This window comes from Bacteroides salyersiae (genome assembly GCF_031172035.1).
Taxonomy (GTDB): domain Bacteria; phylum Bacteroidota; class Bacteroidia; order Bacteroidales; family Bacteroidaceae; genus Bacteroides; species Bacteroides salyersiae.
Window position 1 is genome coordinate 1660372 of the sequence record NZ_CP133452.1, and the last position, 14438, is coordinate 1674809.

The following is a 14438-nucleotide window of genomic DNA, read 5'->3' on the forward strand; positions in this document are numbered from 1 at the left end:
ACTCGGTGCTTACGGACCGTATGCCCGATACCTGAGAGGTATTGGTATGTAGATGAGAAGACGGGAATAACCCTTCACCCTGTATCTCTGATGAACAAGGAGTTTAAGCCCAAAAGGTGAAGCCGGTGAAGGGGGGGGATTCTATGTGGATAATGCGCCAAAAAAATCAAAATAAATACTAACAGTATCATTTTCGATTCCTTGAAAGAGGGAACTCGTCGGTAACCTAATTTGAATAATTCATGATCAGTAATAAGCAGTTAAGTAGTAAACTAATAGAACCACATCAGATGAACTATTTTTACTAAGCTACTTGACACTTATTACTTGATTACTGTCTATGAATCATTCAGGTTAGAGATATTTCCTTAATTTCTTACTCCATATTTTATATCCTTCTTCCGTCAGATGCAGTCCGTCATTGGTCAGTTCTTTCCGCAATACATTGGTTCCTTTCTCTGTAAAGAGGGGGAAGAGATCGATAAAAGTTATTTGACGGGATACAGTTAGGTCCTTCAATTGTTGATTGATTGCCGGTACAACGTCTGTTTTCCCGATCATGGTTTTGTATTTACATACGGATTCGTTGATGGGCAGCAGGCTTTGGAGGTATATCTTTGTTTGGGGGGATTCCTGTTGTATCCGGTCTATCAGACGGGTGATAAGTGTCACAACACTGTCTGCTGAAAGGTCGTGGGATACATCATTGATTCCGATCAGAAGGAAGAGCTTGGCCGGATGTCCGGGGAGTATTTGATGCAGACGGTCGTACACTCCCATAGCTTCGTCTCCGATGATGCCACGATTACGGACATTTTTCTTTTTCAGGCGGGCCCCCCAGTCTTTTCCGGCTTCTGTGAGACTATTGCCCAGCATGACGATGTCTTCCGGGCCGATAGCCGGTTCTTCTTCGAACTGAAGGAAACGTTTGTAATAATGGTCTGTATAGGTGCGTTCGGTAGGGTAGATAGATGCTGCTACGGCATTGGCTACCAATGAACGGAGGCGTATTGCTTTGCCTTTATCGTCTGGATGTACGCTGTTGGTCAATAAGATGACAGAAGTATCGCTATCCGGGTCGAGGATGATGGAAGTACCTGTATAACCGGTATGCCCGTAAGTGTTCGGACCGAAAAGGTCACCGTGATTGGAAGCATACGGTGAAAAGATGTCCCAGCCCAAACTGCGTCCCAGCGCGCTAACCTGACGTGGGATGCTCCGCATGGCTTTTACCCCTAAAGGACTTAGTATGCGATGTCCGTTGTATTCGCCGTCATTCAACAACATGGCGGATAGTATGGCCAGATCGTTGGCATCGGAGAAAACACCGGCATTGCCTGAGATACCACCGTTCATGATGCGCGCCAAAGGATCGTGAACCACTCCTTTCAGAACGCTGCCGTCTTTTTGTTTTTCAGTGGGGGCACAATGTTCCAGTATTTCTCCTGTGGGGCAATAATCGGTGTGGCTCATACCTAACGGATCAAATATATTGGCTTTGGCAAAATTGCGGAGGCTCTGTCCGCTGATGGTTTCGATGATATGTTGCAAGACGATGTAGTTAAGGCAACTGTATTGAAAATCACTTCCGGGCTTGAAAACGGGTTTACAGCCTGCTATGTACTCGATGAGTCCTTCCGGATTGGGAGAGCCGTACTGTTCGGCCAGTTTGTTTACGGGAGCATATGCCGGTAGCCCGGAGGTGTGTGTCAGAAGGTCGGTGATGCGGATCTCTTCGGAAAATGCCGGCAGGTAGAGATTTACCGGGTCTGTCAGGCGGAGTTGTCCCCGTTCGGTAAGGATAAGGGCACAGATGGCGGTTGATATGGATTTACTGACGGATGCCATGTCGAATACAGTATGGGTATCCATGGGTTCACGGGTAGGAAATGTCTGTTTACAGCCATAGGCTTTCAGATAAGCTAATTTTCCGTGGCGGACAACGGCAAGTACGGCACCGGGAATGTCTTTGTTGTTTATTGCTTTTTCGATGGCTTGGTCGGCGTATGTGAGATGGCGGGAGTTCATTCCGACTTGTTCGGGAGCGACACGTTGTAGCGGTTGGGCTGAAATTTGAAAAGTGAACAGGAATATGTTCAGGATGACAAACAGTGTTTTCATGTGGATAGTGTTCGGGTGAGGAATACAGATGAACGTAAATAGAATACTGTTTTTTCGCAAATTTACGTTCATCTGTGGTTTTATTAGTTATGTTATGGGAGCTTTGTCGTTCCCGATTTGTAAGCGTCTACTGCTTTTTTGACAGAACCATGCATCAGGAGTAATGCCTTTGCTTGGTCGTAATACAGTCCGAGTTCTTCGACAATCATGCGTGTACCACGGTCTATCAATTTCTGGTTACTAAGTTGCATATTGACCATTTTATTACCTTTTACACGTCCTAACTGAATCATAACGGAAGTGGTGATCATGTTCAGGATCATTTTCTGTCCGGTACCCGATTTCATACGGGAACTTCCGGTCACATATTCCGGACCGACAATCATTTCGATGGGGACATCGGCTTCCGCGGCCATTGGAGAATCCGGATTACTGGTAATACAGCCGGTCAGGATGCCATGTTCACGTGCCGCATGCAGTGCACCGATCACATAGGGGGTAGTGCCTGAGGCAGCAATGCCGATTACGGTATCTTTATCGTTAATGTTGTGTTCGACCAGTTCTTCCCATCCCCGCCGGGTATCGTCTTCGGCATTTTCCACCGGATTACGGAGGGCGGTGTCGCCACCGGCAATCAGTCCGATAACCAATGTAGGCGGCATGCCGAATGTCGGAGGAATCTCCGAAGCATCGAGTACCCCCAAACGACCGCTCGTGCCGGCTCCCATGTAGAAAATGCGACCGCCTTGTTTCATGCGGGGAACGATTTGGCTCACCAACTTTTCGATTTGCGGAATCGCTTTCTGCGTGGCAAGGGCTACTTTCTGGTCTTCTGCATTGATGTCTTCCAGTATTTCCCGGATAGACTTTTTTTCTAAATCGTTATAGAGCGAAGGTTGCTCTGATATTTTGATAAACATGTTGTGATTTATGAATAATGATTTATGATTTATGACTGATGAAAGGTCATGAGACCTTGCATGGGGCTTTTGACGATGGTTGTTATTTGTATCTCTAATTCGCGGGCGGCTTCGTGCAATATGTCCTGATAGTGGTAGGCGACGGAGCCGATGAAGTGAACCGGATGATTTTTGTAATCGTATTGCATGACATTGCGCTGGAAGAAAGCCTTGAAGCTGCCGAGAACTAATGCATGTACGGAGGGCTCCTGAATGTTTTCTGCCAGGAATGGAGAAAGACTTGCCAAGAAACGATTGGGGAACGGCTGCCGGTATACCCGGTCGATGATTTCGGGAGGAGTCAGTCCGGTCTTATTCAGGAATTTTTCTTTTAATTCCGGCGTCATCTGGTTTTTCAGCATGTCGCCTACCAAGAGTTTACCCAATACTGCACCGCTACCTTCATCACCTAAGATGAATCCTAATGGTGAGACGTTACTTACTATTTTTTCACCATCGTAGAAACAAGAATTGGAACCTGTACCCATGATACAGGCAATACCCGGTTTGTGTCCGCACAATCCCCGGGCAACGGCAAGCATATCCGTATTCACTTCAATACCGTTCTTGGTGTTGAGGTGTGTGGAAAGTGCATTATACATCATCGGAACCTTGTCCGGTACACAGCCGGCTCCATAAAAATAAACAGCATCGAGCACGTTCGTTTTTAAATGAGGAATCAGTGCCGTAGCAATCTCATTCTCTATTTCTTCCTCTGATTGAAAGAAAGGATTCATGCCTTTCGTTACTATCTGACGGACGAGTTGTCCTTGTCCTACAACACACCAATCGGTCTTTGTAGAACCACTATCTGCTATTAATATCATATTTTTATATATATTTTTTTCTTGTATAATATGTAACCGACGCTCCAATTGAGTGCAACGAAAAGGAGTGCGAATGCCAGTGACCCCGGATAATCGCCCAAAAGCGGTTGGAGGATACCTTTGTAAATGTAGCTGTGCAAACTGGTAGTCGTTCCGTCGAACGGTATGCGGATATTACCTAATAAAACGGCAAGTACTCCGGCCATGACATAGATGAAAAGCGGATTTACACCGAATGATTCAAAGAAGCGGCTCCACGATTTGTATCCTTTTACATCGATGATCCAGATGAGTAATGCTAAAAAACTGGAACCCAATCCGCAAGTGACAATGGCGAAAGTGGGCGACCATATTTTCTTGTTGATGGGGCAGCCGTAACTGAGCAGGAAGCCCAGAAAAGTAAGGATCGTGCCGACGAGGAACAGCCGTTCGAGTTTCTCGTTGATGTCCTTTACTTCCATCAGCAGTTTGCCGACACAAAAGCCTATCAATACGTGGGCGATGGCCGGGATCGTGCTTAATAAGCCTTCCGGATCAATTCCGTTGTCTTTATACATATGCGCTTCGCCTAATACGGCACGGTCTACGACCGAAAGTATATTGGTACTGTTGTACTCGAATCCGTTGCCGGTGACGAGCAAAATGAAGTAACCGATCAGCAGGGTCGCAATCAGGTAGGGGATATGCTTGTGCTTCATGGTCAGGGCAACGATGGCAGTTGCTCCATAGCAGAGTGCCAGCCGTTGCATAACTCCCAAAATGCGGATATGGTCGAATGTCCAAATAGATTGTCCGAGACGGGAGAAGAACGAAATTTCTTCGGCAGACAGGGAGTTCCATGTACGGCAGAACATGGAGAACCATGCAAGCCCCAATCCGATGGCGAAAATAACAATGGTACGTTTGAGTATTTTCAGAGCGGCTGAATGGCTGAATTCAAAATTGTATTTCCGGAGAGAAATATAAGTAGATATTCCCATGATAAACATGAAAAAGGGGAATACGAGATCGGTCGGTGTCAAACCGTTCCATTGGGCGTGTCCCAATGGTGCGTAGACGTACGACCACGACCCGGGATTGTTCACCATAATCATTCCTGCAATGGTGATACCTCTCAGTATGTCGAGGGCTAAGAGGCGTTTACTGGTTGTTTTATTCATTTTCTGCAATTTTTATGTGTTAAGTTTTTTAGTTTGATCAACGGGCTTTTGTACATTCGTCTACAAGGTAGGCGATGGATACGTAAGTTACACCTGTGTGGGTAGCTAATCCTATTTCACAGGTACGGCTATTGGAATATCCGGTCTGTATGCCTGCCTTTTCTAATTGAGGGCGTAGCTTACGCAGTGCATAACTATTCACTTCCGGGTGTGTGAAGCCCTTGTCTCCTGCAAAACCGCAACAGCCCACCTCTTCAGGAACGATCACCCGGGTGGAGCATAAACGTGCCAGAGAAAGGAGGGTATCGGCCAATCCCATCCTACGCATGGAGCAGGTGATATGGATAGCTACCGGACGGTCGACCGGGCAGAATTCCAACTTGTCGCGCAGGAAGGTATAGATAAACTCGGCCGGTTCATATAGCTTCATCTTCCGGATTTTTTCACGCATGCGATGCAGGCAGGGGCTTTGGTCACAGAGCACAGGGTATTTCCCTTTTTCGGAAGCTTCCCACAAGGCTTTTTCAAGTTCTGCCGATTTATGGTCGGCAATATCCGGCATACCTTTACTTTCCCAAATTGTACCGCAACAGAGTTTCTCCATATCTTTCGGAAAGATCACTTCGTATCCGGCCTTTTGCAGTAGCGATAACATCTTATCTACGAGTGGTTGCTTCTCCTTGGATTTCTTAGGAAGTCCCATCGTCTGATTAATACAGCTTGGAAAATAAACGACCTTGTTTAGCTGAGAGCTGAAAGCCTTTTTTTTAGTTGAAAGTTGAGAGTTGAAAGTTGAAAGTTGAGAGCCGGTATTGCTGTCACTTTGGCTTTCCTCTCTTTCCTTCTCCCTGCTCAAATCTCCCTTCTCCCTTCTCTTATAGCTCTTGGGCATGAAAGGAGTCCATTGCGGAATACCTAACAAGTTGTGCATTCCTGTAGTGAGAGTAAGCATTGCCGAAGTACCTAATACGGTGTGTGCTGCGTTGGCTAAGGTCAACATAGGGCGCAAGCTGCTCTTTATACCGGCAAAATGGTTGGCGGCAAAGTTGCCTATGGAGTAAGCGAAGCTACCTTCCGGTAATTCCTGTTGGCGGATATAATGAGTCAGATCGCCGGTATTGATTCCCATTGGACAAGATGTAGAACAGAGACCGTCGCCGGCACAGGTTTGATTGCCGGGATAGCGGTATTGTTTTTGCAAGGTTGCCAGCCTTTGGGGATTTTCACCGCTTTCTTTGAGTCGGGAGATTTCGCGTTGTAGCACGATACGTTGGCGCGAAGAAAGAGTGAAACCGCAAGTCAGGCAGTTTACTTCACAGAAGCCGCATTCGATACACTTGTCTATTGGGCCGATATCCGGTGTACTTTTATTGTTTTCTGCCGGTTGCCGGTGGGAACTGCCTAATAGAGGCAACGGTTTAAAATTCTTGATATGACATTGGGGATCATCGTTGAAGATAACTCCCGGATTAAGTATATTCAGCGGGTCGAAGAGTGTTTTGACGGCTTGCATCATACGATACGCTTTTTCTCCCCATTCGTATTTTACGAACGGAGCCATGTTGCGTCCGGTACCGTGTTCTGCTTTCAGTGAACCGTCATATTTGTCTATTACTAAAGTTTTGACATCATTCATCAGTTCTTCGTAGCGTTTTACTTCAGCATCCGTACTGAAAGACTGGTTGATGATGAAATGATAATTACCTTCGAGGGCATGCCCGTAGATACAGGCATCGTCATATCCATGACGGGCTATCAGTTGTTGCAAGTCGGCAGTTGCTTCAGGTAGGTCTTCGATGTGGAAGGCCACATCTTCGATGAGACTTGTGGTTCCCGGTTTCCGGGTTCCTCCTACAGAAGGGAAAATCCCGGAACGGATGGCCCAATATTTGGAGTATTCCTCTGGTTTGTCCGTAAAGTGGACGGGAATATAAGTGTTGAAGGGTTTCAGCGTTTCCTCTATGACAGCGATATTTGCTGCCAGTTCTTCTTTACTGTGTGCTTTGGTCTCTGTCAGTACGGCGGTGAGTCCTTCTCCTGTCCGATCATTGACCGATGCTAACGATTTCCAGTCGAGTAGTTCGGCACCTTTTACAATCCATTCTTTCTTTTCGTTGGTTAACTTCTTCAATGCTACTACTGCCCGGCATGCTTCTTTGATGTCTTTAAAATAGAGCATGGCGCTGGCCTTGTGCGGATAGTCGTATTCTGTGCTCATGGTGACTTCGGAAAGGAATGCAAGTGTTCCTTCCGAACCTACCATTAAGTGAGTGATGATATCGAACGGATCATCGAATGTGATGAAAGGTAATAAATTCAGTCCCGTTACATTTTTGATTGAATATTTATAGCGAATCCGGGCGCTGAGTTCTTTATCGGTACGAATTTGGTCACGCAGGGATTGAATTTGTGTGATAAACTCTGCATGCTTCATTGAAAAAGCCTGTTTGCTGGCGTCATTGCCGGTATCGAGCAAAGTGCCATCTGCCAGTATAATACGTGCAGATAATAACATCTTATCGCTGTTGGCATGTGTCCCGCAATTCATACCGGAAGCGTTATTCATCACAATGCCGCCTATCATGGCACTTTTTACTGAAGCCGGATCCGGGGCGAATTTACGTCCGAATGGCTGTAACAGTTCGTTGACACGCTGCCCGATGATGCCGGGTTGCAATGTGATCCGGTTATGATCGGGAGAAATGCTGTATTTTTCCCAGTTTTTTCCGGCTATAATGAGAATAGAGTCGCTGATGGCTTGTCCGGATAAGCTCGTTCCGGCTGCACGGAAGGTCACCGGCAACTGATGTCGGGTTGCCGAACGCAATAAATCCGATATCTCCTGCTCGTTGTTCGAACGAATGACGATCTGGGGAATGAGCCGGTAGAAACCTGCATCTGTTCCCCATGCCAGCCGACGTAATTCGTCAGTGTAGATTCTTTCTTGCGGGACAAACTGTGAAATTTCCTGCAGAAAGGCCTGGTACTTATTCTCCTTATCCATTTTTATTTATATAAATAATATTTTTTAGACAATTGCTGGAAGCTGTCTACATCTTTATACCAATAGTCACGAATGTCTTCCCAACGGTTATGTTTGCTGAAACGTTCGCGTATTTCATTGGAGCCGCTTACTTTATCGAACATGTCGAAACGTCCTTTGTCTGCATGATCGAATACAGTATGTTCCGGATAAAGAGCAGCCACCTCTTGCATTACCAGAAATTGTATTTCACTTAGTGCAGCTTTCCGGTAATCCATAATATGCACTTGTACTCCTTGCAGATGCTCTCCTTTCCCTACGGAATAAAACGGCTTGAGGTGTATCGGACGGAAAACGATACCGGGCAGTTGCAATTGATTTAGCTTGCCGGCCAGTTCTTCGGCTTTTATCCATGGGGCGGCAAACATCTGGAATGGAATGGTATAACCTACTCCGATGGACAGATAACCCAGTTCTCCGAGTATGCCCGATACCGGATAGAAGAAGGCTGAATGTGGATGCGGAATGTGGGGGGAGGAAGGAATCCATTGCAAGCCGGTTTGCACATAGTCCATCTTGCGTTTCCATCCTTTCATTTTCACCACGTGCAGATCGCACCGCTTGCCCAGCATATTTTCACCGTTCAGCATCAAAGCTAATTCGCCGCAAGTGAGTCCGTAAAGGTACGGAATCTTAAATTGACTTACAAAAGAAATGTATTTATCTTCTACCAGATTGCCTTCCACCTTTTCACCACCCACCGGGTTTGGACGGTCGAGCACGATAAATTCCTTTCCATTTTCGGCTGCGGCTTCCATGGCCACTCCCATGGTACTGATATAAGTGAATGAACGACAACCGATATCTTGTATATCGTATACTAACACATCGATGTCTTTTAGCATCTCAGGGGTTGGTTTACGAGTCTTTCCGTAAAGTGAATAAACCGGTAGGCCGGTAGACGGATCGGCGGAGTTATCCACTTTGTCTCCGGCATGAACATCACCGCGTACACCATGTTCCGGCCCGTATAGAGCTACCAGATTCACGTTGGGGGCTTCGTGAAGGATATCGATGGTCGATTTCAAGTGATTGTCTACTCCGGTCGGATTGGTGATGAGGCCGACACGTTTTCCTTCGAGGCATTTGAAGTTCTGTTCTTTCAGAACCTCAATACCGGTTTTGATTTTTATTTTTTGTGCCTGTATGGTGAGGGACAGCAGGCAGCAGGTGCTAAGAATAATAAATCGGAATTTGTTCATAAATATCTCTGTTTCGAATCGTTATTGTTTTATTTTTGGGTTTCTTTAATTTCTTCTGTTTCTTCTTTTTTACCGTAATTCGGATCGATCTTGATGAATGCACAGACAGCTATTGTAGCAGCACAACAGATCATTACCCAGATAAAGAACTTCTCGTATCCGATAAGTTCCTGTAGCCAACCGGCCATCATACCCGGCAACATCATACCTAATGCCATGAAAGCGGTACAAATGGCATAATGTGCTGTCTTGTGTTCACCGTCGGAATAATAAATTAAGTAAAGCATATAAGCCGTGAAACCGAATCCGTATCCGAACTGTTCGATAAATACACAAATATTGATTGTGAGAAGATCTTGCGGCTGAAAATATCCCAGATAAACAAATGTAATGCAAGTGAGTGATATACTCCATGCCATTGGCCATAGCCATTTTTGTAGTCCGCCTTTTGCCGCGCAAATACCGCCGATGATTCCTCCGAGAGTGAGTCCTATAATACCGATAGTGCCGTATACCCAGCCGACTTCGGCTGTACTCAGCCCTAACCCGCCTTTTTCAATAGGATCGAGTAGAAAAGGATTGATAAGCTTTACCAATTGTGCTTCCGGTAAGCGGTAGAACAGCATGAACAATATGGCAACTCCGGCTTGCGGCTTTTTGAAGAAACTTGCGAATGTGGCAAAGAACTCTTTGAATATGTTGTTCGCGGTCACATTGCCCACTGCCGGCTTGTCGGATGCCGGATGAGGCAAAATGTAACTGTGGTATAAATAGAATGCAATGAAGAGTCCTGCAAGGATATAGAATGTAATACTCCATGCCATGGCTATGGTAGAAGTACGCTTTTCCAGTTCTCCGGCCAGTACGACCAGAAGTCCTTGTCCGGCTATTGTTGCAATCCGGTAAAAAGTACTTCGGATGCCGACATACATAGCTTGGTCCCGGACGCTTAAAGCCAGCATGTAGAACCCGTCGGCGGCTATATCATGTGTAGCCGAACTGAAAGCTACCAGCCAGAATATGGCAAGGGTTATCTGAAAGAAATTAGGCATTGGGATGGTGAAAGCTATTCCGGCCAGTCCTGCTCCCACCAAAATCTGCATGGTTACTACCCACCAACGTTTGGTTTTCAGTAAATCAATAAAAGGGCTCCAGAATGGTTTGATAACCCAAGGGAGATATAACCAACTGGTATATAGGGCGATGTCTGTGTTGGAGATACCGAGCTTTTTATACATAATGACAGAAATGGTCATCACAGCTACGTAAGGTAGACCTTGTGCAAAGTACAATGTCGGTATCCAAGCCCACGGTGATAGTTTCTTGTTTTTCATGACGGTATATATTTAATATAATTTCTCGATAGCGGCACCGATGTAATAGTGCAACAATATTTCGTCGTAAGCATAACCTTGTTCGCCCATTACGGCGGCACCGATCTGGCAGAGCCCTACACCATGTCCCCAACCGGCACCTGTGAGAATAAATTTTCCGGGAATACCGTTTTTTACCTCTGTTTTGTCCACAACGAATGCCGAACTGTATAAGTGGGAAGGAGACAGGGTTCTCCGGATTTCCAGTTCCTTACCGATAATGAGCGTCTTTTTCGTTCCTATGATTTTTAACTTTGAGATACGGGCGGATGTGCCGCGTTCTATAGGGATCAAATCTATAACCTGCCCATAGTCGATGCCGGAACGTTGGAAAATAAGTTTGGCCAGTTCTTCCTGTGTATATTCTACTTTCCAACGGTAAAAATCGGTAGTTTCCTGATCGTAATTGTTCAATACTTGACTGAGTATTCTCTTTTCTTTCGTATTACAGAATGCATCAGGAGAGGTCCGTATCCACTTCTCTGCTTCTGAATGGATACGTAGATCGGGTAGGAAGATCGCTTTTTTACTGTCTCGTTGTTTGACAAGATAGGGGTGTTTTACGTCTTCCCAGCAGTATTGAAATTCTTCGAAGGCCCCTCCGCAACATTTAGAGAAGCGGGCATCGCAGATTTTATCTTCATAAGTTAATGCTTGTCCCCGCGTGGCTTGGATGGCTTGCTCTACCATTTCAGTGCTTGCCCGGGTGATTCCTTGGTAGCGTTGACAATGATCATCGGCGCATACGTCAAAGTGCATATGGTCTTCCCGGTCGTACCACTTTATTAGTTGAAAGTTGAAAGTTGAAAGTTGAGAGTCCTTATTTAGTTGAGAGTTGGCTGCGTTATTATGCTGCATAGCAACTTTCCACTTTCCACTTTCCACTTTCAACTGATAAAGTAGCCAACTGCGCGAAATGACTGCATGGGCTTTCAGCAGTTCCAGAGAAGCGGTTGCGCTCATTTCCGAAGAGATGACACTGGTTAAATAATCTTCTACGTGGATGACATTGATACCGGTTATCTTTTCATCTTCTACAATAAATTTCAGTGCTCCGTGAAAACGTTGGTTCTCCTTGCGTTCCCAATGGAAATTGATGCCGATCGTTACATCTAATAATTCGAAAGAGTCAGTCTCTTCCCGCAAGGGTTCAAACAGCAATTCATCGTAACGGTTGTTTTTCCAGAGAATCTTACCATTATCAAAAAGGACAAGTTGTTTTCCGGATACTTCTTCTTCGTTGACACGATAAGTATCCGGAAAAATAAATTCTATTTTTGTTTCGGACAGGATGCCGACATGTACTTTGGGCTCTCTCATAATTGTTCTTTTATGCGTTGTCTTAGTTTACGAAACTCATCTGTGTCCAGACAGACTTCTCCGAGTATAGACATAATGTCTGTTGCCGTTAGCTTTTCAAAGTCTTTTTCCTGCGGGGTGATGAATACGCCTCCCATATCTACGGATGCCGGACTGATGAGGATATTGGCGTCTCCTGCTGCCGCATAGCAGGACGGGCGGTGCTTGGCGCGTGGAAAAATGCAAACAATCCATTGGCTGTTTTCTGTCCATGCAAGAATGTTCATCATGGGTTCGTCTTCTCCCGGTTTGAGTTCCATTGCGTTGTATACAAGGTTGAATAGTGCGATGGCGTCTTCCCGGTTTCCGGTTTCTATAACCAGAGTGGTTCGTGGAGCATCATCCAGATAAGAAAGAGACGCTGTCCTGTAGGTGACAATCTTTCCGGCTTTCTTATTCCTCCATTCTTGTTCAAGAGGGAGAAAACCTTTATTGCCAGCTTGAAAATGAGCATGGTCGGGAGCGGAAGCACCACATTTCGGACCGTTATAAAAAACGATGTAATCTTCGGCAATAGCCGCCAGATCGAGCATGTCTCCAAAACGTTTTTTTATACGTTGGTCCACGTGTTCTAATGCCGGAACAGTAAGGTGCTTCGGGAAAATCGGAAACGGGTTAATCAGTATCTGATAATTATCTTTGAATGGAATCCCTCTCTGCATGGCAGGGAGGTTGGCGGGGCAAAGAAAACATTTCCGTTCTTGTATGGATTGGGCATCTACTTTGGCTGCCGAAGAGACAATGCGTGCAGGATTAAATTGTACTTTATAGTGCATCCCGTTTACATTTAGGTCTTTGACTTTAATCCGGGCTAATGCTGCATAATTGTTTCCGGCCAACTCCCATGCAGAAAGCTGGTCGGTTAGCAACCGTTCTATTTTCTGTTTTGTATCCATCTTTGTCCTTACATTTGATGACGGTTCATGGCAATGCGGGCCTGTAATTCCCAAGTGCGGATACGGTCTTTATACAGGTTGTGTCCGTTCATTTTTATAATGTCCAATGAAGCGTCGGAATTATCGTCCCAACGGCGGCATAAATATACTACCTCGTAAACACGGCCTATCTGGTACCGGCGGGAGAAATTGAGTCCGAGAGCATAATCTTCTCCATAGCTGGTGTTGGGGACTTTGATTTCTCGTAATACCGGTGTGTAAAAAGCACGTGGAGCACCCAGCCCATTGATACGCAGGGCATTGTTGCGTCCGTTTTCGGGAGTCCATTCTTTATGGTCGATGATGCCCGGAGCAATCATATTCATGTGGAAATCCGTCATCATATAGGTACCTACCACCATTGCACAGTTTTGTTCATAGAACGCATTAACCATTGTTTTTAGGGTGTTTTCGTCCTTGTATACATCGTCACTATCCAATTGTACGGCGAATTTTCCACATTTATCATGATGCACTCCGAGATTCCAACACCCGCCAATACCTAAGTCATTGCGTTCGGGCAGGATGTGAATGAGACGGTCGTCGGATGCAAATTCACGGATCGCATCTGTTGTACCGTCAGTAGAGTGGTTGTCGATGACGATGAGGTTGAATTTGAAATCCGTTTTTTGGTTTAATACCGAACGGATGGCATCCTTGATGGTACGGATGCGATTGCGTACCGGAATAATGACAGAAGCTTCATATTCAAAATCGGTGGCATCGAATTCGATCTTTTTGAAGGTAGGAGCCAGATAGCCGCCTATCTCTTTCAGATGTTCTGTGCAAGCTTGTTCCATCTCTATTTGTACTCCTCGATTTTTGGGGTCTACATAATCGAATATTTTTTCACCGCTTTTTCGGGTATCGTTTTCTATTTCCGAATAGAGATACTCGTTGATGTGAACCAGCGATTCCTTTTGCGAGAGTTTAAGCCGCAGGTCATACAGGCCGGCAAATTGATAGTCGGTTTTCATTCGGGTGACGGCTTCTTGCAGGGCACTTGCCTTGTATAGCAAAACCGATCCGAAGTTGAAATCATCGCGAAGACTGCCAAACTGGTAATCTATTACAGGAGCATTTTTTTGAATCCCTTCTGATACTTGGTAATGGTCGGCGTATACCATGCCGGCAACACTGTCTTCTGCAATGCGGGTCATGCGTTCGAGGGCAAACATGCCCAGTTTTAGTGTAGTGTACTTAGTATAAAACAGTGTGTAGTCGGCATCGGAGTGGGCAGCTATTATGCGCATGGTTGCAGTGGAATTGAGTGCCGGCACGTGCAGAATCCGGCATCCCTGGAGAGGAACTTCCGTGTCTTCCGTTACTAACAAATATATATCTTTTACCAGGTTTGACGATTTCAAACCCTGTATTGTCTTTTCGGCCTGTGCTGCATCTGCAAAAGGGATGAAGCAATTAATTGTAGTTTTCATATTTCAGTTTTATATATTTTTAT

General features: G+C 45.5%; 10 protein-coding genes. All 10 read right to left on the bottom strand.

The window, feature by feature from the left end:
* Positions 1 to 354: 354 nt before the first annotated feature.
* Positions 355 to 2121, bottom strand: coding sequence for a serine hydrolase (locus tag RB604_RS06075; protein ID WP_055293379.1), 1767 nt, complete (start codon positions 2119 to 2121; stop codon positions 355 to 357).
* 92 nt (positions 2122 to 2213) lie between these two features.
* Positions 2214 to 3041: an N-acetylmuramic acid 6-phosphate etherase gene (murQ, locus tag RB604_RS06080; protein ID WP_055293381.1), complete on the bottom strand. Its 828-nt coding sequence runs from the start codon at positions 3039 to 3041 to the stop codon at positions 2214 to 2216.
* A 29-nt stretch (positions 3042 to 3070) separates the two neighbouring features.
* Positions 3071 to 3907 carry a hypothetical protein gene (locus RB604_RS06085; protein WP_055293383.1) on the bottom strand — a complete coding sequence of 279 codons (837 nt, stop codon included), beginning with the start codon at positions 3905 to 3907 and terminating at the stop codon, positions 3071 to 3073.
* Positions 3904 to 5067, bottom strand: a complete 1164-nt coding sequence (locus tag RB604_RS06090; protein ID WP_055293385.1) for an acyltransferase family protein — start codon at positions 5065 to 5067, stop codon at positions 3904 to 3906. The genes RB604_RS06085 and RB604_RS06090 overlap by 4 nt, the downstream gene beginning before the upstream one ends.
* Positions 5068 to 5104: 37 nt before the next feature.
* Positions 5105 to 8071, bottom strand: a complete 2967-nt coding sequence (locus tag RB604_RS06095) for an FAD-binding and (Fe-S)-binding domain-containing protein (protein ID WP_055293387.1) — start codon at positions 8069 to 8071, stop codon at positions 5105 to 5107.
* Between the two features lie 2 nt (positions 8072 to 8073).
* Positions 8074 to 9312 (bottom strand): exo-beta-N-acetylmuramidase NamZ family protein, encoded by a 1239-nt coding sequence (locus RB604_RS06100; RefSeq protein ID WP_055293389.1) that lies wholly within the window; start codon positions 9310 to 9312, stop codon positions 8074 to 8076.
* A gap of 29 nt (positions 9313 to 9341) precedes the next feature.
* Positions 9342 to 10646: an MFS transporter gene (locus RB604_RS06105; protein ID WP_005926970.1), complete on the bottom strand. Its 1305-nt coding sequence runs from the start codon at positions 10644 to 10646 to the stop codon at positions 9342 to 9344.
* Between the two features lie 12 nt (positions 10647 to 10658).
* Positions 10659 to 12005: a SpoIID/LytB domain-containing protein gene (locus RB604_RS06110; protein ID WP_055293391.1), complete on the bottom strand. Its 1347-nt coding sequence runs from the start codon at positions 12003 to 12005 to the stop codon at positions 10659 to 10661.
* Positions 12002 to 12940 carry a DUF4922 domain-containing protein gene (locus tag RB604_RS06115; RefSeq protein ID WP_055293393.1) on the bottom strand — a complete coding sequence of 313 codons (939 nt, stop codon included), beginning with the start codon at positions 12938 to 12940 and terminating at the stop codon, positions 12002 to 12004. The genes RB604_RS06110 and RB604_RS06115 overlap by 4 nt, the downstream gene beginning before the upstream one ends.
* Positions 12941 to 12948: 8 nt before the next feature.
* Entirely contained in the window at positions 12949 to 14415 is a 1467-nt protein-coding gene (locus RB604_RS06120; RefSeq protein ID WP_005926963.1) for a glycosyltransferase family 2 protein, read from the bottom strand.
* Between the last annotated feature and the right edge of the window lie 23 nt (positions 14416 to 14438).